The organism is Halioglobus sp. D3-4 (assembly GCF_055809315.1).
The window spans coordinates 4,168,575-4,190,117 of record NZ_CM147907.1; the positions used below are offsets into that span (position 1 = coordinate 4,168,575).

At 58.2% G+C, this 21,543-nt stretch carries 19 protein-coding genes; 16 read left to right on the plus strand and 3 right to left on the minus strand.

Annotated features, from left to right (window positions below; all coding sequences use genetic code 11):
• Positions 1–47 precede the first annotated feature (47 nt).
• A complete protein-coding gene (locus AC0L6S_RS18425) occupies positions 48–548 on the minus strand; it encodes a lactoylglutathione lyase family protein (RefSeq protein WP_473425576.1) in 501 nt (166 codons plus the stop codon).
• A gap of 92 nt (positions 549–640) precedes the next feature.
• On the opposite strand from AC0L6S_RS18425, the gene AC0L6S_RS18430 reads away from it, so the two are divergent.
• Both AC0L6S_RS18430 and AC0L6S_RS18435 read left to right on the plus strand, forming a co-directional pair.
• Positions 641–1,534, plus strand: a complete 894-nt coding sequence (locus AC0L6S_RS18430; protein ID WP_473425577.1) for a LysR family transcriptional regulator — start codon at positions 641–643, stop codon at positions 1,532–1,534.
• A gap of 217 nt (positions 1,535–1,751) precedes the next feature.
• A complete protein-coding gene (locus tag AC0L6S_RS18435) occupies positions 1,752–2,252 on the plus strand; it encodes a hypothetical protein (protein ID WP_473425578.1) in 501 nt (166 codons plus the stop codon).
• 108 nt (positions 2,253–2,360) lie between these two features.
• Here the strand turns inward: AC0L6S_RS18435 and AC0L6S_RS18440 are convergent, their stop codons facing one another.
• On the minus strand, positions 2,361–3,452 hold the full coding sequence (locus AC0L6S_RS18440; RefSeq protein WP_473425579.1) for an SH3 domain-containing protein: 1,092 nt from the start codon (positions 3,450–3,452) through the stop codon (positions 2,361–2,363).
• A 202-nt stretch (positions 3,453–3,654) separates the two neighbouring features.
• Between AC0L6S_RS18440 and AC0L6S_RS18445 the strand changes: the two genes are divergently transcribed.
• The 8 genes from AC0L6S_RS18445 (at position 3,655) to AC0L6S_RS18480 (ending at position 15,580) form a co-directional block, all read left to right on the plus strand.
• Positions 3,655–4,389, plus strand: coding sequence for a YoaK family protein (locus tag AC0L6S_RS18445; RefSeq protein ID WP_473425580.1), 735 nt, complete (start codon positions 3,655–3,657; stop codon positions 4,387–4,389).
• A 213-nt stretch (positions 4,390–4,602) separates the two neighbouring features.
• Positions 4,603–5,952, plus strand: coding sequence for a cytochrome P450 (locus tag AC0L6S_RS18450; RefSeq protein ID WP_473425581.1), 1,350 nt, complete (start codon positions 4,603–4,605; stop codon positions 5,950–5,952).
• Positions 5,953–5,982: 30 nt separating this feature from the next.
• Positions 5,983–7,020 (plus strand): alpha/beta hydrolase, encoded by a 1,038-nt coding sequence (locus tag AC0L6S_RS18455; protein WP_473425582.1) that lies wholly within the window; start codon positions 5,983–5,985, stop codon positions 7,018–7,020.
• A 124-nt stretch (positions 7,021–7,144) separates the two neighbouring features.
• A complete protein-coding gene (locus AC0L6S_RS18460) occupies positions 7,145–9,229 on the plus strand; it encodes a hypothetical protein (protein WP_473425583.1) in 2,085 nt (694 codons plus the stop codon).
• 158 nt (positions 9,230–9,387) lie between these two features.
• The gene (locus AC0L6S_RS18465) at positions 9,388–9,900 is read left to right on the plus strand and encodes a hypothetical protein (protein WP_473425584.1); all 513 of its coding nucleotides are present in this window, start codon (positions 9,388–9,390) and stop codon (positions 9,898–9,900) included.
• Between the two features lie 173 nt (positions 9,901–10,073).
• Positions 10,074–12,887 carry an XrtA/PEP-CTERM system TPR-repeat protein PrsT gene (gene prsT, locus AC0L6S_RS18470; RefSeq protein ID WP_473425585.1) on the plus strand — a complete coding sequence of 938 codons (2,814 nt, stop codon included), beginning with the start codon at positions 10,074–10,076 and terminating at the stop codon, positions 12,885–12,887.
• 174 nt (positions 12,888–13,061) lie between these two features.
• Complete coding sequence (locus AC0L6S_RS18475; protein WP_473425586.1) at positions 13,062–14,801, plus strand: N-acyl-D-amino-acid deacylase family protein; 1,740 nt, start codon at positions 13,062–13,064, stop codon at positions 14,799–14,801.
• On the plus strand, positions 14,801–15,580 hold the full coding sequence (locus AC0L6S_RS18480; RefSeq protein WP_473425587.1) for an SDR family NAD(P)-dependent oxidoreductase: 780 nt from the start codon (positions 14,801–14,803) through the stop codon (positions 15,578–15,580). The genes AC0L6S_RS18475 and AC0L6S_RS18480 overlap by 1 nt, the downstream gene beginning before the upstream one ends.
• 33 nt (positions 15,581–15,613) lie before the next feature.
• Here the strand turns inward: AC0L6S_RS18480 and AC0L6S_RS18485 are convergent, their stop codons facing one another.
• A complete protein-coding gene (locus AC0L6S_RS18485; RefSeq protein ID WP_473425588.1) occupies positions 15,614–16,798 on the minus strand; it encodes a hydroxymethylglutaryl-CoA reductase in 1,185 nt (394 codons plus the stop codon).
• Between the two features lie 93 nt (positions 16,799–16,891).
• Here AC0L6S_RS18485 and AC0L6S_RS18490 point away from each other — a divergent pair, with 93 nt between their 5' ends.
• The 6 genes from AC0L6S_RS18490 (at position 16,892) to yghU (ending at position 21,439) form a co-directional block, all read left to right on the plus strand.
• Positions 16,892–17,515, plus strand: a complete 624-nt coding sequence (locus AC0L6S_RS18490; protein WP_473425589.1) for a TetR/AcrR family transcriptional regulator — start codon at positions 16,892–16,894, stop codon at positions 17,513–17,515.
• A gap of 8 nt (positions 17,516–17,523) precedes the next feature.
• Positions 17,524–18,183 carry a DsbA family protein gene (locus AC0L6S_RS18495; protein WP_473425590.1) on the plus strand — a complete coding sequence of 220 codons (660 nt, stop codon included), beginning with the start codon at positions 17,524–17,526 and terminating at the stop codon, positions 18,181–18,183.
• 71 nt (positions 18,184–18,254) lie between these two features.
• Positions 18,255–18,926 carry an HAD-IA family hydrolase gene (locus AC0L6S_RS18500; RefSeq protein ID WP_473425591.1) on the plus strand — a complete coding sequence of 224 codons (672 nt, stop codon included), beginning with the start codon at positions 18,255–18,257 and terminating at the stop codon, positions 18,924–18,926.
• A gap of 51 nt (positions 18,927–18,977) precedes the next feature.
• Complete coding sequence (locus tag AC0L6S_RS18505; RefSeq protein ID WP_473425592.1) at positions 18,978–19,259, plus strand: hypothetical protein; 282 nt, start codon at positions 18,978–18,980, stop codon at positions 19,257–19,259.
• 139 nt (positions 19,260–19,398) lie between these two features.
• Positions 19,399–20,466 (plus strand): SMP-30/gluconolactonase/LRE family protein, encoded by a 1,068-nt coding sequence (locus AC0L6S_RS18510; RefSeq protein WP_473425593.1) that lies wholly within the window; start codon positions 19,399–19,401, stop codon positions 20,464–20,466.
• Between the two features lie 94 nt (positions 20,467–20,560).
• Entirely contained in the window at positions 20,561–21,439 is an 879-nt protein-coding gene (yghU, locus tag AC0L6S_RS18515) for a glutathione-dependent disulfide-bond oxidoreductase (RefSeq protein ID WP_473425594.1), read from the plus strand.
• Positions 21,440–21,543 lie beyond the last annotated feature (104 nt).

Below are 21,543 nucleotides of genomic sequence, written 5' to 3' on the forward strand. Positions count from 1 at the left end.
GCACTGCTGCTATCAGTAATACCGTCTGTGGCTGTGTCGCCAGTAACTCAGTAGGCGCCGTCGCTGTATGTCAGCTCATAGCTGTGGCTGTAGATTTCCACGATGTTTCCAAACGGATCTTCCATATAGATCATGCGGTAGGGCTTTTCTCCCGGGTAGTAGTAGCGCGGTTTCGCCATGCGCCTTTTCCCACCGGCAGCGACAATACGCTCCGCGAGTTCCTCAAGGTTGGGGTCCTGCACGCAGAAATGGAAGACACCGGTTTTCCAGTATTCAAAATTGTCGTCCGGGTTCTGCTGATTCTTGAACTGAAACAGCTCCACGCCGATCCTGTCACCGGTGGATAGGTGGGCAATTCGAAAGCTTCCCCATCCAGCGCCGAATACATCCGTGCACATTTCGCCTATGGCGCTGTCGTCCTCTTCAATGTCGGTGGGTTCCATAATCAGGTACCAGCCCATTACCTCGGTATAGAATTTTACCGCCTGCTCCAGGTCAGGCACCGATATGCCGATGTGTGAAAAGCTTCTCGGGTATGTGTTGTTCATGGTGTGCCTCCTCTGTGAAATTGAGATCAGCTTACAGCAGGTCTATAATCATGAAAAATTATCATTTATCATAAATAAGATTACGAAACGTAATGATAAACACCGTTTGGCTACGCAGCTTCTGCACACTCGTCGAGGTCGGGCATTTCACCCGTACCGCCGAGCGCCTCTACATGACTCAGTCGGGGGTCAGCCAGCATGTTCGCAAGTTGGAGGAGCAGCTCGGTGTTGAGTTGCTGATAAGGGAAGGGAAGCAGTTTTCCCTCTCCGGTGCGGGAGAAAGGCTCTACACGGAAGCGCAGGACATACTCTCGGCGTTGTCGCATCTGGAGCAAACGGTCGTCGAGGATCCACCCTACGAGGGTATGGTGCGGATAATGTCGCCGGGGAGTGTCGGGCTCAGGCTGTACCCTCATCTGCTGGAGTTACAGCGTAAGCACCCAAAGCTCACGATCGACTACCGTTTTGCACCCAATTCGACGATCGAGAGCGCTATCGCAGTCTCCGCCACCGATATCGGCTTTATGACCTCAAAGTCAACGGCGGCCGATGTCGATTGTACGCCTATAGCAGAAGAGCCACTGTTGTTGGTGACGCCGACAACCCTCAAAGTGCCGGATTGGGAGGCGCTGCTAGACCTTGGATTCATTGATCACCCCGATGGAAGCCATCATGCCAACCTGCTACTGGGGGGCAATTACCATCAGTTCCAGCATATTCAGCAATTTCCGGCGAAGGGGTTCTCTAACCAGATCGGTCTGATTCTGGAGCCGGTCAGCCGCGGGCTGGGTTTTACGGTGTTGCCGGCACATGCTGTCGAGGCATTTAACAAACCGGGGCAGATTACAGTTCACACACTTTCCGCGCCAGTGAGTGAAACGATATACCTTTGCAGTCGGCGCAACAGGGTTGTTCAGAAAAGAATTGAAACGGTGATAGCGCAAGCTCAACGGTGGCTTGTGACTTCGCGTTCTGCCGACAGTTAGATGGTTGTTTATGCGGCCCGGCACCGCTTCTGTCGCGGTGCGTATCGTGGCGCCAAGCGCAGATAAATAGCAGGGCGGAGGCGACGCTATCGTGGTGGCTGATACCTAGCCGGTAGGGCGGATGGGCAGCCGCTGCCGACAACGTCTCTACTATCGCGGGGTGCGACATGGTAGTTTCACTCAGACCACCCAGAATCGCGATGCCAGGTGAATCACAATGAAGAGTTTAACAGTTCGTATTTTGTCCGTGTTACTGCTGGTTTACGCTACCAGCGCGCTGCAGGCCGAGGAGGTCGCGGGCAGAACAGCAACCTGTGAGGAGCTGGTGGGTTTCTGGAAGTTAGTGCCGCTCAATGACCCCAGTATCAATGAAGTCGACCCTTGGCCGCTTCCCTATCAATGGTTCGGGTTTTATGAAGACGGGCGCATGGTAACGATGGGGAAAACCGAAGATATCGATTACTCGGTTGCGGAGTTGGATGAAGTGCTTTCGACCATGAAAGCGTCGTCGCCAATCTACTATTGCGATGAACCATGGCTGGTCGTCGAGTATCAGGATGGGTCTGGGCTAGGTGAGTCCTGGGGCAAGAATATATTCACGCGGCGAGCGGGTCTGGACAATGCAAGACCCTTCGAGGCTGGCGATGTCGTAATGAGCTTGGTGGCGGTAGATGGTGGTCGCCCGCTCTATTTCAGGTGGATGAGGAAACTGCAGTGAGCGTCCGGGTTTTACAGTTGGTTCTCCGCACGCAATTGAAAGCTGGCGTTTTTGACGCTGCACACAACCGTGTCGTCGAAAGCCGACAAAGACTCAACATCAACCGGATTAGTCGGCCCTGAACGACCCACGCTGGTCGGATGCCAGGCCGAGCCGGACAGCATCGAGTGTGCGTTGTGCACGTTTGCGGGAGTCTGTCATGGATGTCTCATGGCGCAGCTCCAGATAGAAATCCAGCACGCGCAATTCCTCGGCGATGGTCCATTGGCCGGGGTCTTGTTCGCCACCGCGCTGAAGAAACTGGGCAATTCCCTGTGCGAGGATTTTTGGTACATGCCCGGGCCTGTTCACGTGCTGGTCGAGCAGCAGTGCAACGCCATACTCGGACGTGATGTAATCCGCTATCGGACGCCCGAGTATGCCATTCCCGCTATGGCGGTAGAATGTGTCGAGGCGAGACATCGCGTGATGTATCTGAATCTCCCTCACGTCTTCGTCCTCGCCGGCGCGCCAGAACCTGTAGGCCCAATCGTGACTGCGCAACGCTTCCTTCTGTCGCGCTGTTCGCAGGAGCTTTCCATTCAGCGTGAAGCGACCCCGTGCGACCGAGCGTGCTGATTCAGAGACATCCACCACATCGAGACCGGCTTCAAGAAAGAATTTTTCGAAGACCTTCGGCTTGTCGCGCTTCAGCCGATGGATCAGCGCCGGCAGTTCTCCGCTGCTGTCGCCTGTCCCTGCTGTCCACTGGAAGCAGCCGAAGGTGAGATAGGCATTGTCCCAGGTATTGATCGCCTCCAGCTTGCCCTCATTGGCCGAAACCGCCTGCATTACACGCAGTAGCGATTGGGACAGATGCGTAAACCGATCTGACTGGTTGCTAACATAGTCATGAATGGAGACTCGCCCATAGTTGAATACACCTTTCCTGAACGTCTTTGCGAAGACACGCCCATCCGGGCCGATGACGTCCCGTCCCCGCACGACAATTGAACCGGGTGTGATGGTCCCTTCAGGGATTGCGGTGACGTAGCGGGCGGCGACATAACCCGACTGGCGGCCAGTGCGGATCTTCCACCAGCCTTCATGCAGATCCAGCAACTCGACTTTCCTGCCCTTGCGCAGGCTGCCGATTTTCTGACCCCCCGGTTGTTCGCGGAGGTTAAGGCCTGAATCTGCGTTGACGATAGCTTCATTCATATCCGATACCTCTTGCGTGATGGAGGACTACAGGCAAGCGTGAATGCTGTGCTATGGGGAAGTCGAGCCATGAAATTCACTCGCTTTTCAGTCTAGCAGAAGTCCGTTGGTCAACAAGCGAGTGTAGCCGCACATTGACGCAGCCGGTGACGCATTGAATACTGTGCCGGTCGATGCAGAATAGCCATAAGAGAATAGCCGCTTGAACGAACCCGTAGCGCCGTCTGATTCGGGGCATGTCAATCCACCACCGCCTGTGCAACCGGCACCATCGTCGATGCATATACGTGGTCTCTACCTGATTTCGGGTGTGTGCGGTCTGGTTGACGCTGTCTGTTTCCTGTCGCTGGGTGAGGTCTTTGCGGAAATGATGACCGGAAATCTGCTACTCATTATGTTCTATCTGGGCACGGGGCATCCATTCAGCGCCTATGCCGCCAACGCAATGGCGGTTGCGGCTTTTCTGTTGGGGGCGATCTTTGCCGGCAGGATTGTGCGTGGGCGCTACGGGCATACCCGGTTCGGTTTCATTATCGAATGGGTGTTTCTGGCTATCGCAGTAAGCTTCAGCCTGACCCTGCCATTGGGCACATCTCCAGAGGCCCGCTTCGCCCTGATCGCTACACTGGCGTTTGCAATGGGCATGCAGAATGCGCTGATACGCCGTCACGGTGTGCCCGATTTGGCGACAAATGTGATGACCCTGACGCTCACGGCACTGGTAGCAGACTCGACGCTGGCAGGCGGTGAGAACGCGCGTTGGCGACGGCGTTTCGCGTCTATCGCGGTATTTGCAATGGGTGCTTTGCTGGGTGCATTACTGACGACGCGTGTTGGCCCCTGGGCACCGCTGTTAGCAGCGCTGCTATTGTTCACCGTGGCTTTGCCGGGTCTTACCCGGCCCGCGAAGGGGCAGCCGGCGACGGCCGATAACTGAACACAGGCAGAGCCTTTTCGGCGCGCTATCGCTGGCCACCGCTGTACACCGTTTTACCTATTGGGTCGCCGACGCTCTGCCATTTCTGTTAGTTTAGGCGATGCAGATGGGCGGGCTCTGGACGCCCCGGCAGGATGACTGCCAATTGTGTTCAGCTCGTGATGACGTGGTTTGGGAGCGGCAATATGTCGAATGTTTCGAGGATAATCCACAGTGACTGATACTGCGCTGCCCGGGGCCGAGGTTGAGAATTTGCGGCTTTTGAAGCCGGGTTTTTTTGAAACCTTGCGCCTCCTGCGCAAGAGCTACACCTATCCGCTAGAGCACGCGCAGGAACTGCAGACGCGTTTCGGAAATGCCGTGATGCAAAAGGTGGCGGGCAAAACAATTGTGCACCTGTTCGGCGCCGATGCGCACCGTCTCGCGCTGATCAATGAGGGTCAGGTGTTCTCAAATAAGAAAGCCTGGGACCAGATTATCGGCCGCATATTTCCCAATGGCCTGATGCTGCGTGACGGTGATGACCACCGCTATCACCGACGCCTCATGCAGGCCGGGTTCAAAAGCGCCGCCATGCAGCGCTACCTGCTTGAAATGGAGCCGCAGGTGCAGCGTGCCGTAGCCGCTTGGCCGCTGTCTCCCGGGCAGCCGCTGCTCGCGTTTCCCACCTTCAAGCAAATGACACTGGATCTGGCGGCCACCATCTTCCTGGGTATGGACCTGGGTGAAGAAGCCACCCGGCTCAACGATGCCTTTGAAATCACCGTGGCGGCTTCCATGCCCAAAATTCCACTGGCCATACCCGGTACTATCCTGTGGCGGGGTATTCGCGCGCGGGAGTATATGTGTGAGTATTTTCGCAGGCAGTTGCCGGCAAAACGTGCGGGCGATGGCACGGATATGTTCTCCCTGCTGTGCAATGCCACCGACGAAGACGGCAACTGCTATACCGATCAGGAAGTGATCGACCATATGAACTTCCTGATGATGGCGGCACATGACACCACAACCAGCACGCTGACCAGCATGACGTATGCGTTGGCGCGACACCCACAGTGGCAGCAACGCCTGTTGGAAGAAGTCCAAAGCCTGGGGGCAGAGCATCTGCGCTACGAGGATCTCGACAAAATGGTGCAGACAGAGTGGGTGATGAAAGAGGCGCTGCGGATGTACCCGCCACTGTCGACCCTCCCCAAGTACAGCACGGCACCCTTTGAATTTGAGGGGTTGAGGATTCCGGCCGGGGCCATAGTGATAACCTACCCCATTCACACGCATTACATGGAGGCGTACTGGTCCGAGCCACAGCGGTTTGACCCTGAGCGCTTCAGTGACGAACGCGCCGAGCACAAACGCCACTCGTATTGCTGGGTGCCTTTCAGCGGCGGTGCGCATATGTGTATCGGCCTGCATTTTGCGATCATGCAGATCAAGCTGGTGATATTTGAGATGCTGCGTCGCTACCAGTGGTCGCTGCCCGCAGGGTATGATATGCCGGTACAGCAATCCCCGATTTCCAAACCACGCGACGGTTTGCCGGTGTATTTTGCGCCGCGCACCTGACATGTCTAACGCTAATCACAGGATGCAACAATGGCTACTCGCAATATGAATGATGACCCCCGTATCGACCCCCGGATCAAGGCATTGATGGGCGCCCTGGTGCTGCCCGAAGGGGCAGATGTCGCCAGCCGGGAAGAAATGCTGGAACGCGCCAACACACCGCAGGCACAGCAGATGGCCGCGGGCTTCAGGGAGTTTATGGAGCTGTGTGATACCGAGGAGATAGCGCCCTCCGCAGGATTGGAGGTGAGTACCCTGACGTTCACATCGGAACCCGATGGCAACACCATCAAGGTGCAGTATATTCGCCCCGAATCCAGCGGGCCGCTGCCCTGTGTGTACTATATCCACGGTGGGGGTATGCAGGCGATGTCCTGCTTTGATGGCAACTACCGCGCCTGGGGCAAGATCATCGCCGCGCGAGGTATCGCTGTGGCGATGGTGGATTTTCGCAACGCGATCTCGCCGTCATCCGCGCCGGAAGTTGCACCCTACCCGGCGGGGCTCAACGACTGCGTTGCCGGCCTGAAGTGGCTGGCCAGCCAGGCAGAATCGCTGGGTATCGACAGCTCGCGCATCATCATCGCCGGAGAAAGCGGTGGAGGAAACCTGACGCTGGCGACCGCAATGCGCCTCAAGCGTGAGGGAGAACTCGGCCTGATACAGGGCATATACGCGCTGTGCCCCTATATTGCTGGAATCTGGCCGCTGCCGGAAAACCCTTCCTCGACGGAAAACAACGGCCTGCTGCTGGACCTGCACAACAACAATGGTGCGATGGCCTATGGCATCGAGGAGTTGGAGAAGCGCAATCCGCTGGCCTGGCCCGGCTTTGCCACAGATGACGATGTGGCCGGTCTGCCGCCCACGGTTATCAGTGTGAATGAGTGTGATCCGCTGCGTGACGAAGGCGTGAATTTCTATCGCCTGCTGTTGAAGAACGGCGTTGCCGCGCGGTGTCGCCAGGTGATGGGAACGATACACGGCACGGAAATATTCCCGATGTGTTGCCCGGATATCAGCCGTGATACGGCGCGTGATCTCGCGGCATTTTGCCGCGGCGATTAGGGAGTGGCCGGTGCCGCCTTTCGCAGCGAACGCTGCGAGGATGCGCCGGCGGAAGCTCGCTCTGTAGTCGTTGTGTGCGACAAGCAGGTTTGACGGTTTTCGCGGTTCGAACTAGTATTGGCCGATGAATAATAAGACACGCTGGCTGATTCTCTCATGCGCCCTGGCAATTGCCACGGGCTGCTCCAATGGTAACAACTCGACTCCTGTCGCACAGGACGGGCCGGGCGTTGTGCCCGTCGATCCTCCTGTCGTCCCCCCGGTTGATGTACCGCCCGCACCGGCACTGGACTGCGATCCCCTATCGCCCGGCTACTGCGGATTTCCGTACCCCAACGACTACTGGACCGAGGAAGACCCCGACTCCGTCACCGGTCTGCGGCTGGCGCTGCCACAGGTCATCATGCCGACCACCGTGTTGGGAACTCAATCCAGCACAGCGCCCTTCAACGAGATGGATGGCTTTTCACCGGGCATTGCGGCGATGACGCATCTGCCGGGTGCGACCGTTACCGGGTTGGCAACCCCGGACACGATAGCAGGCTCGCTGTTGCCGCAGTCGGCCACTGTGATTATGAACGCACAGACGGGCGAGCGACTGGCTCACTGGGTGGATCTCGACGAGTATGTCGTGCAGTCGAAACTGCGTGTGGATGACGGCGAGAAACTGCCGGATTTTACCATCGAGCGCGACATCGACGCGCTTCGTCAGGAGCAGGCGTTGATGCTGCGTCCTGCAATCCGACCGGAAGATGCAACACGCTATATCGTCGCGATACGCAATGTTGTCGATGGTGATGGCGCTGTCATTGAACCATCACCGGGCTTTTTGGCCCTGCGAGATAACCTGCCCTCGGATGACCCGATTATCGAATCACGTCGCGCCCATTTTGAGACGATCTTTGCGGCGTTGGAAGCACAGGGTATTGCGCGGGATGAGCTGCAGATCGCCTGGGATTTCACCACATCCAGCCGCGAAAACAATACGCGGGCGATGCTGCATATCCGCGACGATGCGCTGGCCAATTATCCCGAGGGAGTGTCGTACACAATAGCGGCCAAGAATGAAAGTTTGATCGATGGCATGGCCTGTCGATTGGAAGTCACCTTTGATGTACCGCTGTACATGACCAAAGGTGAAACCGGTGGCGGGTTCAATCTCGGTGAAGACGGCCTGCCACAACAGAATGGTACCTATGGCTACAATGCGGCATTGTTGGTGCCGATGAGCGCGCAGACAGAGGCGGCACCGCTGGTTGCGTTCGGCCATGGGCAGCTGGGGGCCAAGGAGCAGGTACTGGGTATCCAACCCATTCTTGCGGAGCAAAACCTGGCCGCGTTCGGACTCGACTTCAAGGGCTTTGCCTCCGATGACACACCGACGGTGCTTGCTGCGCTCAGTGGCGATCTGGCAAATTTCCGCGTTGTGCCGGAGCGGATGCACCAGGGCTTTCTGAACTTCCTGATGGCGATGCGCACGCTCTCGGTCGCGGCCGACGGCGGGCCTTCAACCACATTGAACCAGGCGCTTGCGACGCATTGTGGTGGCGCGGCCCTCGACGGCTCCAAACGCTACTATTTCGGCGGTAGCCAGGGCGGCATCCTCGGCGCTGTGTTGATGGCTATTAATACAGATATCGAACGAGGCCTGCTGGCGGTGCCGGGCCAGTCGTACAATCTGCTGCTCAATCGCAGTGTTAACTTCGACCCCTTCGCCAAACCACTGTATTCGCTGTACAACTGGAATGCGCTCGATATGCAGTTCAATCTGGCGTTGGTGCAGGGTCTGTGGGACCGCGCCGAGCCGACCGGTTATTCGAAATACATTCGCAGCAACTTATTGCCGGGAACCCCTGCGCATGAAGTGCTGATACAGGTATCCAAAGCTGACCACCAGGTGACCAATCTGGGCGCGCATATTATGGCGCGCACGATTGGCGGTGTGGTGAATCTCGCGCCCGTTATCCGCAGCGTGTGGGGCCTTCAGGAAGTCAGCGGAGCGCATACCGGCTCCGCCATGCTGGAAGTCGATTTTGGTAACCCCGATCCCCCCATCACCAACATCCCGCACTGGGATGATACGTTGTCGGATCCCCACGGCCGCGCGACTGAACTGCGTAATATCGGTGCCAGCCTGGCGAGGTTCTACGCCACAGGTGTTGCCGAAAACGTGTGCAACGGGCCGTGCGATGCGGACGATATCCCATAGCGCAGTGTCAAGCCCAATAGTGCGACCTGTGTCTACAGACTGGGTGCTATTTCATTGGTTTTTGCCCGCAGATTGATGTTTGATAGTAATGTTTATTCTCCCGGTTTTTTTCGCCATAGCTGGATACGAGTTCCAACCCTGTATGGGGGTTAACAACTATGACATTTCGCAAAGTACTTATTTTGGTCGCAGGCCTGCAAATAGCGCTGGGTGCATCGACCGCCATCGGCGGCTATGTCGTTGAGGCCGACGGCATGTCGGCAAGCGCTGGAGCCACGGCTCCGAGCGTGAATTTTGAGTTTGTCGCTCATGATTTCGGCATGGAATCCAAGGATGCTATCCAGGTGGCGCTCGATAATCTGAGCGCTGCGACAAACCTGCAGGGCAATCTGCTGTCGTGGTCCTTAGGCGAGGATTATTCTCACTACGATGACAACGGCGTTGGCGCTGAGGGAGGCGAGGACGAACAGGAATTGAATGGGCTGAGTGACAGCCTTGCCGCCGGCACGACTTTTATCACGTTTGCTGATACAAACGATTCTCTGGCCACGGGTGTCCAGGGCTTTTCACCCATTGATATCAATACCATATTCTGGATTCTCGGGCCCACTGACGTTACATCCTTCAGTCAGGTGACGGCTGCCCGGTTCGGTTTTGATCGCGGTGAATAACAGGTTTGGTGGTGAGAGCAAGCAGCACGTGTGAAATAGCGTACTGTTGTTCGGCGCTGCCAGCTATTTTTGTTAACTTGGTGAACGGGAAATCTACGATCAAGACTTTAATTGACACACGCACTCGCTCCTCCCGGTCGCGTCGGGTGAGGCGCAGACGGCGTAAAAAAACCATGAGCACCGGTCTGCGCCGCGTGCTGCTAGGGTCGGGCCTGCTGCTGGGGCTGGCGGCGGTAGGGGTTATCGTTTCAGCACTCATGCCGGAGCCCACGGTGGCTGACCACATCGATCAGGCGCTTGCCTACGAGGATCAGGGTGATCTGGATGCGGCCATTGTAGAGTTGCAGGCGACGCTCCTGCAGGACCCAAACAGTATCGATGCGCGCTGGCTGCTGTCGGAGTTTTATCTGCAGCAGCGCAATGGCGCCGAAGCGCTCGCCCAATTGCAGCGGGCCCAGGAACTGGGTGTCAGTGGGCGGGATTTCAACGATCGTTGGATCAGTGCGCTGCTTATGGATCGGCAATACGACAAAGCGCTGGCGCGACTTGCGTTCATGTCACCGACAGCGCAGGACTCGACTGTACTGATACTGCGCGGACGGGCGCGTCTCGGGCTGGGTCGTTTTGAGGATGCGCGTGAGGCCTTCGAGGAAGCGCTGCGTATTACACCGGAGAATCCCGATGCTTACATTGGTCTGGCCATCACAGCGTTTGGCCTGAACAATGTTGAAGAAGCGCAGCGTCTGGTCGAAACTGGGCTGGAGAAAGATCCGCACAATTATCTGGGCTGGATGCTAAAGGGCGAGATAGCAATGTCGCTCTATAACCCTGAAGGTGCCCAACTGGCTTTCGAGCAGGCGTTGGAGGTTATCGAGGGTGATCTGCCCGCGCAGTTGGCGGTGGTGCAGTCACTATTGGTGCAGAAAGAGTTTGATCAGGCCAGTGCCGACCTGGGCGCACTGCTTGAAAAGCACCCGAAAGATCCGGACCTGTTGTTGCTCTCCGCGCAGAGCGAGTTGTCGGGTAATAACAACATCGATGCAGCTGAGGAGGCGTTGAAGGTCGCGCTGAGCAGGTCGCCGGATGATACCTCCTGTCTGCTGCTGATGGGCTGGGTCATGTTGCTCAAGGGCGATCTCGAGGGAGCGCTGGAAAATCTCAATGCGCATCAGGTATTGCTGCCCGCAGATCCCGCCGGGGCCAAATTGCTGGCCTATGTGCTGGTGCGTAGAGGCGAATTGCTGCGCGGCATCGAAGTCCTGCAGCGCGCTGTGGATAAAGCGCCCGACGATGTTGAACTGCTCACACTGTTGGGTAATACCTACCTGCAGGCAGGGGAAGAGGAAAAGGCCAACCCCTACTTCCGCAAAGCAGTAGCGATGGCGCCCAGTGCAGCGGCGACGCGCACCCGCTGGGCGACCAGTCTGCTGGCGACGGCTGACACAGCGGAGGCACTGCTGCAACTGAAGGCGGCCGTTGCCGCCGATCCGGGTTATTCGCGCGCCGAGTTTCTGTTGGCCCGCCTCTACTATCAATTGGGGGATTACGAAAACATGCTGGCGACGGCGACCAGTCTGGCAGGGAAATACCCACAGGACCCGCGGCCCTATGTGTTGATGGCCGCAGTCAGCGAAACCCGGGGAGACCACGACGGAGAGTCAGCGTACTATCAAAAAAGCCTGGAGTTGAGCCCGGGCAATGTGTTGGGTCAATACAATCTGGCCCGGATATCGCGAGAGGCCGGCGATATTGAAACGGCCCGTGAGCGTTTCAACTCGGTGTTGTTAGCGCAGCCCGGACACCTGCCGTCTGTTATCGCACTGGCGCAGCTCGAGTTGGATTCCGGTCGGCCCGATGCCGCGCTGGCACTACTGGAGCAAGCTCGTGGCGAGAATTCAAACTCGCTGAGTCTGTTGCTGGAGCTGGCCAATATGTACGGCCGCATGGGGCGTGAGGTTGATGCATTGCTGGTTGCTCGCGAGGCGGCTGTGCAGGCACCTTACGACCCGGATGCCAGACTGGTACTGGGGCGCGCTCAGTTGCGCGCAGGCAAGGTCGATGCCGCACGTGAGACTTTGGGAAATGTGGTGATGCAGGTGCCCGACTCTGCGGATGCGCATTTCGAATTGGCGAAACTGCGGTTGCGTGAGAATGAGCCGCGCGGCGCACAGGCGGCGCTGGAAACTGCGCTGCGGCTGGCGCCTGATCGGGTCGACATGAATATCCTGCAGGCGCAACTGCGGCTGGCACAGCAACAGTATGACGCGGCGCTGGCCATCGCACTGCAGATTCAGGAGGCGTATCCGGACAGCGCTGAGGGCTATATGCTGGCGGGTGAGGTACTGATGGCCCAGCAACAGCCGCAGGCAGCGCTGGTTGCCTATGAAACGGCCGTCGCCAACAGCGCCGCGCGCGGGCCGATGATCAAACTTCAGGCAGCGCACAGGCAGCTTGGAAACGCCGCAGAGGCCGATCTTATTCTGCGAAACTGGCTGAGCACGCACGCCGAGGATGTGCCGATCCGGATCATGCTCGCGACGTCCATGATGCAGGCGGGTGATCTCGATCGGGCAGAGCGCGAGTACATTCAAGCACTGAAGTACCAGCCGGATAATGCCATTCTGCATAACAATCTGGCGTGGCTGTACAGCCAGTCTGCGGATTCCAGGGCCGACGAGCACGCCAAGCGGGCGCTGGAGCTGCTGCCGGACAACCCCAACGTGCTCGATACCTACGGCTGGATTCTGGCGCAGGGGGAGAGCCCTCATCAGGGCTTGTCGCTGCTGGAAAAAGCCATCGAACGGGCCCCCGGCGACCCCCTGATCCGATACCATCTGGCCGGGACACTGGCCCTCATCGGTCAGCCCTATCAGGCCCGGCGCGAACTTGAATACATTCTGGAATCCGAACAGGCGGTGGTCGACACGCACGTGCTCGAACAGGCCATCCGGGATTTGCAGGAAACGACCGTGGGCGCAGAAGGCTGATCCTCCCCCCTCCGCAATACAGATTTCCCCGCTGTACTTGATTACCCCCTGACACCACTCCACAGACATTCATGATTCTCATACCGTCACGCAGTGCTATGATGTTTGCACTCACCGGGTTGACTGCCCGATAGCGCGACTATATTTGATAGTAAGAATAAGAGGAGACAGGCTATGTATGACATTGTGATCAGAAACGGAACATTGATTGATGGCAGCGGCACGGCTGCCCGCGTAAGTGACGTGGCAATTACAGGGGACTGTATTGTCGCTGTAGGTCCCAATATTGAGGGGGCAGGGCGCAGGGAAATCGATGCCGCCGGGCATCTGGTGACGCCGGGTTGGGTAGATATACACACCCATTACGACGGTCAGGTGTCCTGGGATCCGATGTTGACCCCTTCCAGCTGGAACGGCGTGACAACGGTAGTGATGGGCAATTGCGGTGTGGGCTTTGCCCCGGTGGTACCAGGCAAGGAAGACTACCTGATTCAGCTGATGGAGGGTGTGGAAGATATCCCCGGCTCGGCACTGGCCGAGGGTATCAAATGGGACTGGGAAACGTTTCCGCAGTATCTCGATGCGATAGAAAAACTGCCGCATGCCATTGATTTCGGTGCGCAGGTACCGCACGGTTCGGTGCGCACCTATGTGATGGGCGAGCGCGGCGCACAGAATGAGAAGGCCACCGCGGAGGAGGTTGAGGCGATGGCTGCCATCGTGCGGGAGGGCCTGCAGGCCGGAGCGCTGGGATTTTCCACCACACGCACAATTTTGCACCGCGCCAAGGACGGTGAGCTGGCACCGGGTACGACCGCTGATCGCGAGGAAGTTATCGGTATCGGGCGTGTGCTGGGCGAGGTGGGTTTCGGAGTGTTTGAAGTGGCCAGCGACCTGGCACCGGAAGAGGAAGAACTGGCCTGGATGCGGCAGGTCGGCCGCGAAACGGGTCGCCCGGTGACGTTCGCCTGCCTGCAGAATAACGAAGACCCACAGCAGTGGCAGCGTTTACTGGCGGCGGTGGATGAGGACCGCGCCGCGGGCGGCACGCTGACGCCGCAAGTCGCACAGCGCCCTGCGGGTGTGTTGTTCACATTGGAGAGTTCCGGTCATCCCTTCATTCTCCACGCCGGGTATCAGCCGTTGGCAGAGCTACCTCTGGCAGAGCGTGTTGCCGCCATGAAGGAGCCGGCGGTACGCCGCGAGATTCTGGATAACCCACCGGACCTCACCGGTTTGCCGGAAGTCTTTACCGCGGCGCTGACTGCGTGGGACAACATGTTTCCGCTGGGTGACCCCATCGACTATGAGCCGGGCCCGGAAAAAACCGTGCGCTCACTGGCAAAGGCCAGGGGCTGTAGCGAGGTTGAGTTCGTCTATGACACCATGCTGGAGAATGACGGCAAGGGGATTATCTATATGCCGCTACTGGGCTATTCCAACGGCGATTTTGAAGCCCTGCGGGAAATGATGCTGCACCCGCACGCGGTATTCGGCCTGTCCGATGGCGGCGCGCACTGCGGCCTGATTTGCGATGCCAGCATGCCCAGTTATCTGTTGACCCACTGGTCGCGCGACCGCAGTCGCGGCGAACGTATACCGATTGAACAACTTGTACACAACCAGACGCAGCGCACGGCCAGTTTCTATGGCCTGAACGATCGCGGCCTGATAGCGCCGGGCATGAAGGCCGATGTCAATGTGATTGACTACGACAACCTCACCATCCACCCACCGGAAATGGTGTACGACCTGCCCTCTGACGCGCGCAGGCTGGTGCAGCGTGTCGACGGCTACAAGGTGACTATCTGCAGCGGTGAAGTGATACGGGAAAACGGCCGTGATACCGGCGCCATGCCGGGCAAGCTGGTGCGCGGGCCACAGCCGCAACTGCAGTCGCAGCAGGTGGCCTGATGGCGCGTCTCAGCAAACTTAGCCGCTCCATCAACGGCAGTGTCGCCATCATCACCGGCGCTGCCAGTGGCATGGGGCGCGCCACCGCACACCTGTTTGCCGATGAGGGCGCGCGGCTGGCGATCATCGATATCAATACCGCAGCGCTGGAATCGGTTGCCGAGGAAGTGAAAAGTGTTGGCGCTGAGGTACTGGCGCTCACGGTCGACCTGTCTGAACGCAAGGCCGTGACGGAGGCCATCGAGCAGGCCGGTGTGCATTTCGGGGGAATCGATATATTGGTCAACAATGCTGGTTTTGCGTTGCTGGCCGAGGTGGATGCCGACGAATACCCCAATTCCTGGGACACCTCGTTGGCGGTGATGGCGACAGCGCAGGCGTGGGCGATTCGCGCCGCGCTGCCGTTTTTACGCAAATCAGCACATCCGAGAATCGTCAACGTGGCCTCCACGGAAGCGCATGGCGCGACGCGTTACAACAGCGCGTATGTCGTGGCCAAGCACGCCTCCCTGGGGCTGACCCGGGCGATGGCGGTCGATCTGGGCAAGGAGGGCATCACGGTCAATTGTGTTTGTCCCGGTCCGGTACGCACCGGTATTACCGACGCGATTCCGGAAGAGGCCAAACAGACCTTCGCCAATCGTCGTACGGCGCTGCGCCGCTACGCCGAGCCAGAGGAGGTCGCGCACGCCACTTTGAGCCTGGTACTGCCCGCCGCCAGCTTTATCACCGGCGCCACCCTGTTGGTGGATGGCGGGGTCACGATCCGCAACGCCTGACGAGCGGTCACAACCCGCACCGCGACGTTGGGGCTAGCGATTGCGCCCCAGTTTCTCGTGTGCGTCCACCCATTCGTTCCTGCCGGTATCCGGGTCGCGTTTTTGCGAAGCGCCCAGCGACAGTTCGCCGGCGACAACCAGCGCTGCGGCAATTTCAATCAGCTTGAACGCCTTGCCTTTGCCGTAGCAACCCATCAGTTCCAGGCATTCTCGCTGCGTGGCGAGATTGGTGCCGCCACCATAGGAGGCCATGATCAGCGCTGGAAACGTGATGGAGTAGTACAGGTCACCCTTGCTGGTGATGTAGTGATACATGGAGCACTGGTTGGCCTCACCGATGTTGGCCATGTCCTGCCCGGTGGCCAGAAACAGCGCGGCCAGGCCGTTGGCCGGGTGAGCGGCGTTGTTGGATGAACCCACCAGGTAGGAGCTCAGGTTGGCAACGCTGTAGCCGAAATGCATCTGCTCCGGTGTGATGCGCAGTACGTCCTGCAGCACCTGTCGGGGGATGGTCAGCTCGGCGGTGACACGGCGGCCGCGGCCTTTGAGTGAGTTGACGTAGGAGGTGCGTTTTTCCGTGTCCATGCCACCGGAGAGCATATAGGTGCGCATCTGCGGGTACTGGGCCCGTATCCATTCGCAGGCGACGTAGGTGGCCTTGCCGGTCATATTCTGTCCGGCAGCATCCCCGGTGCTGTAGTCAAACCGTGTGTAGACAATGCCGTGAACGATGTACTGTTCGATCTCCAGCAGTTTGCCCACTGACGTCGTCGATTCTGCCTGTGCCTTGATCGCGGCAAAATTGTCGGTGAGCCACTGGCCGAAATCGCGCGCTTCGCGGGCGTTGCGGAAGATGAAGGCGGGCGCGCGCTGCATGGATTCGCCCATCACGGTGGTCATGATGCCGCCGCTCTCGCGTATCACGCGCATACCCCGGTTGTAGCTGGCTACCAGTGTGCCCTCTACCGTTGCCATCGGGACGTAGAATTCGCCGTTGGCGTGTTCGCCGTTTACCAGCAGCGGGCCGGCCACGCCGATAGGCACCTGGGCCACGCCGAACAGGTGTTCACAGTTGCCGGACATGGTGTCCGGCTCAAAGGAGAATGCCTTGGTATGATTGAGACTGGTACCCGACTTCTCTTCCAGGAACTGCTGGCGCTGGGCGATGATGTCACTGCTGTAATCGTTTTCATTGCTGCGGGGTATCTTTGAACTCATGGCGTATCTCCTCGTAACTAGACAGTGTCAAGATTTGCGTGGTACCATACGCCCGAATTTAGACAGTGTCAAGATAGGTGGAAAAAGTTAACCATGGCGACCTCGCAAGACAGCGATAAAAAGGGCTATCATCACGGCGATCTGAAAGCGGTGCTGCTGGACGAGACGGCGCGCATTCTGCGCGATGAGGGAGAGGATGCCCTGTCGCTGCGGCGCCTGGCGGCCAACGTCGGTGTCTCGCGTACCGCGCCCTACCATCATTTCAAGGACAAGCAAAGTTTGCTGGGTGCAGTCGCGGAAGAGGGGTTCATCCGCTTCAACCGCACGATGAAGAACTCACTGGAGGCAGGTCGGGGCAAAGGCGGCGAGCGCATCATGCAGGAGTACGTGGCGGCCTATGTGAACTTTGCGGTGAGTAACAGCGAATATTATGATCTCATGTACGGCAGCAAACTCTGGCGTTCCGAACGCCTGTCCTCCTCGCTGCTGTCATCGGCTCGGGGTACACTGAGGGCCGAAGTCGAACGCCTGCAGCTTTTGCAGGATCGCGGCCTGATCGCTGCGGAGCTTGATGTGCTGCGTTTCACGCAAGTGGCCTGGGGTATGCTGCACGGCATCAGTCGCCTGCTGATAGACGGCATCTACACGGACTCGGCCTCGGTGACACGCATCTGTGAAAACGCCGCCGATATGTTGTGGCAGCAATTGAAGGAGTAAATAGCGCGATGGCTGAGTTTGAAGTCGATCTGTATTTTTCATTTCGCAGTCCGTGGTCCTACTATGGCGTGAGGCAGATGTACGATCTGCAGAGGACCTATGACATGCAGGTTAACCTGCTGGTTGTGAACCCCATTTATATCCGCTACAACGACTTTTTCGACAAGGCGCACGAGAAATGGCGCCCCTATTTCCTGACGGACCTGCTGCGCTATTCCGAGTACCGCGGCATACCCATCGGCCTGCCGCGGCCGGACCCGATCAATGTCGAACTGCCGGCCGATGACCCCGGCCATCTGGTGCATATACTGACGCCGCTGGGGCTGGCCGCATCTGCTGCCGGTCGTGGCCTGGAATTTGCGCGGGAGGTGTCCGCGATTGTCTGGGATGGGCAGGTTGACGGTTGGGATCAGGGCGAGCATCTGGCACAGGCAACAGCGCGAGCCGGTCTGTCACTGCCCGAGTTACAGCAGTGGGTGAGCGACAATACCGACGTGTGGAAACAGCAATTGGCAGCCAACGATGCCGCGCTGGAAGAGCACCACTGGGGTGTGCCGACGATGGTCTTCCGAGGCGAGCCATTTTTCGGGCAGGACAAGATTGAGTTGTTGCTGTGGCGCATGCAACAACAGGGGTTGCAGGCGCGGGAACAGTCAGAGCAACCGTAGCAGCCCCGCCCGCCAAAACGACAGACTACCGCAGTTGCCCGGTACAGCCGGGTGTAAGGGACAGGATTTACATGAACATCGTTTTCGACCTCGATGGAACACTCATCGACAGTGCACCGGATATACAATCAGTCGCCGCAACTATTCTGAACAGTATCGACAAAGAGGCGTTAAGCCTGCAGGAAACACGGCGTTTTATCGGCGAGGGCGCGGCTGTTTTCGTGCGCCGCATGATGGACGCACGCGACATTAATGAGGCCCGGCACAGCCACGCGGCGTTGCTCAAGGCGTTTGTCGCCCAGTATGAGTTTGCCGTGGATAAAGCCGTGTACTATCCCGGTGTTTACGACACGCTGCTGGCGCTGAAGGAATCGGGCTTCTCACTTGGCCTGTGTACCAATAAGCCGGAGGCTCCTGCTCGGGCAGTGATGCACCATATGGGTATGGAGGCACTGTTTGACGCTGTGATGGCCGGGGGCATGATTGCCAGCCACAAGCCGGAGCCGGATATGCTGATACAGACCATCGATTCACTCGGCGGTGGCGCAACGCTGTATATCGGAGACAGCGAGATAGATGCAGAAACCGCGAGGCGGGCAGCCATACCCTTTGCCTTATTCTCGCAAGGGTATCGCAAGACCCCGGTCAGTGAGATGCACCACGACTGGACCTTCGATGATTACGGTGCGCTGGGAGATATTGTTGATGCGTTCAGGCTCAAGCATGGCCAGGCCGCGCAATAGCATGGCTGGCGGCGAGCCTGCTGCCGCCGCGGTGGTATCCGGGCGTCCGGGATGAATAGTGTCTTCGTTGTGACGATGCTGGTAGCCCTGTTGTTTGCGCTGATGGCGATACGCGCCCTTCTCAGTGGCAGTGTGCCGGATTACCTGTTGGCGGTAGTGCAGGGTATCGGTGTCCTGCTGCTGTTCAGCGATTACCGCGAAGTTGCATTATGGCTGTTACTGGCGTCTGCGGCAGCCTATCTGATGAGCCAGATACTCACCGCTGCGAGGCCGCTCAGCCGGTTGTTGCCGCTGGCCGGGGGCGCAATGGTTGTGCTATCGCTGCTGCTCTGAACCGCCGCAGCCGTAGCGCTTGATGTCGCCAGCATAGATTGGCTGGCCGTCACCTGAATATCGCACTATGCTGTGCCGCTGGCGCTATGCTTTGTTGCGCAACAGGTCGTCACAACAATAAAACACTGGAGTCAGGTCTATGTCTTTTGCTACGCGCAGTCTCTCTGTTCTCTTGATGATACTGGTGATCACCGCTTGCGGGCAGGTGGAGTTGAGCTGCGCCCCCGCCGGCAAAGTCACGCCGATTTGTGGTGTACAAATGCCGGAAGATCTGGCGCCGCTGCCTGCTGGCGGCGGCATACTGGTTGCCGAATATGGCGATGGCGGCAAACTTGCAGGCGAGCTGAAATGGTTTCAGCCGGAGGCGGGCAATGTATTTGTCAGCGTGCTGGACAGCGACACTGTCGGCAAGGGTGCAGCGAACCTGAACTGGGGTGAAGCAGACTGCCCCGTACCGGACTTACTCTCTCCCCACGGCATCCATCTGGCACAGCGCGGCGATACACTGCAGCTACTGGTGGTCAATCACAGCAGTGTGGAGCAAGTATTGTTCTATGAGGTGCAGCCGTCTGCCGATACCAATATCGCTCCCGTGCTGTCCTGGCGCGGTTGTGTAAGCTTTCCAGACAATGCGGTACTCAATGATGTTGTCGCATTGCCGGGGGGCGGGTTCGCCGTCACGCATATGTATGACCGCGAAAGTGAAATTACTGCGATGATCAAGTCGTCGCTGGGGATGAACGACGGACATGTCTGGCTCTGGCGCCCGGATTCCGGGCTTCAGGTGATGGCCAATACCACCGCAAAAATGCCCAACGGCATTGAGGTCGCGGCCGATGGCAGGAGTCTCTGGGTGAACAACTACATCGAGCAGGAATTACGGCAGTATGATCTCGCGACACAGGCGCTGCTGACGACTATCGAGGTGCCCAATATCGACAATTCCGCGTGGTTGTCCGATGGCCGTTTACTGCTCGCGTCTCACCTCTCGCCGCTGACTATGATGTCCTGTTTCGGCCTGTTGGAGGGCAGTTGCGGTGCACCCTATGAGCTGGTGGCTGTCGACACCGACAGCGGTGACACGGAGGTAATTTTTCACGCCGACAAGGGTGGGCCCTTCGGTCCTGCCACGGTTGCGATCGAGTATCAGGGCAAGCTGTATGCGGGGTCATTTTCGGGTGATCGTATGGCCGAAATCGCACGGTGAGGGATTCGGGGCGCATACCCTGTATAGTGAGCTGCTATAGAAAAATTTGTTCTCTGGACAACACACATCAACCTGACAACGGAGCCGACTAATTATGGCTGAAACAACACCTTACGAACCGCCAGCAGTGTGGGAATGGGATCCCGACAATGGGCAGGCATTTGCCAACATCAATCGGCCGACCGCTGGTGCGCAACAGGAGAAAGAGCTGCCAGTAGGAAAGCATCCACTGCAGTTATACTCGTTGGGCACGCCCAATGGCGTCAAGGTGACAGTGTTGCTGGAGGAATTACTGGCCAGGGGGCACAGCGGTGCCGAGTACGATGCCTGGCTGATCAATATCGGCGATGGCTCCCAGTTTGGCAGTGGCTTTGTCAGTGTGAACCCGAATTCCAAAATTCCCGCGCTGATGGATCACAGCACATCGAAGCCGACCCGGGTTTTTGAGTCCGGTGCCATCCTGCTCTACCTTGCCGAGAAATTTGGCGAATTTATCCCCACGGATCCTTCAGAGCGCGCGGAGTGCCTGTCCTGGTTGTTCTGGCAGATGGGCGCGACGCCGCTGCTTGGTGGTGGCTTTGGTCATTTTTATGCCTATGCGCCGGTGAAGATCAAGTACGCTATCGACCGCTACGCGATGGAGGCCAAGCGGCAGCTCGATCTGTTGGACAAAAACCTGGCCGAGCGGCAGTACATCTGCGGCGATCAGTACACTATCGCGGATATGGCGATTTATCCCTGGTATGGCGGTGTAGTGCGCAATCTGGTGTACAACGCCGCAGAGTTCCTGCAGGTGCATGAATATACGCATCTGATCCGCTGGGTGGAAGAAGTGGGCAAGCGACCTGCGGTAGGGCGCGGCACGATGGTCAACCGGCCCTTTGGCGATAAATCCCGACAGTTGCTGGAGAGGCACGACGCCAGCGACTTCGAATTGCGCACACAGGATATTCTCGACCCCGACCCGGCCTGAGGAACTTACTGGCTTTTGGCCAGTCGTATGACATTCTGGCCGAACAGACACTTTGTCGATCAAAGAGCGCGATATTGATCGGCAGGGTGTCAGCGGGCGTACTA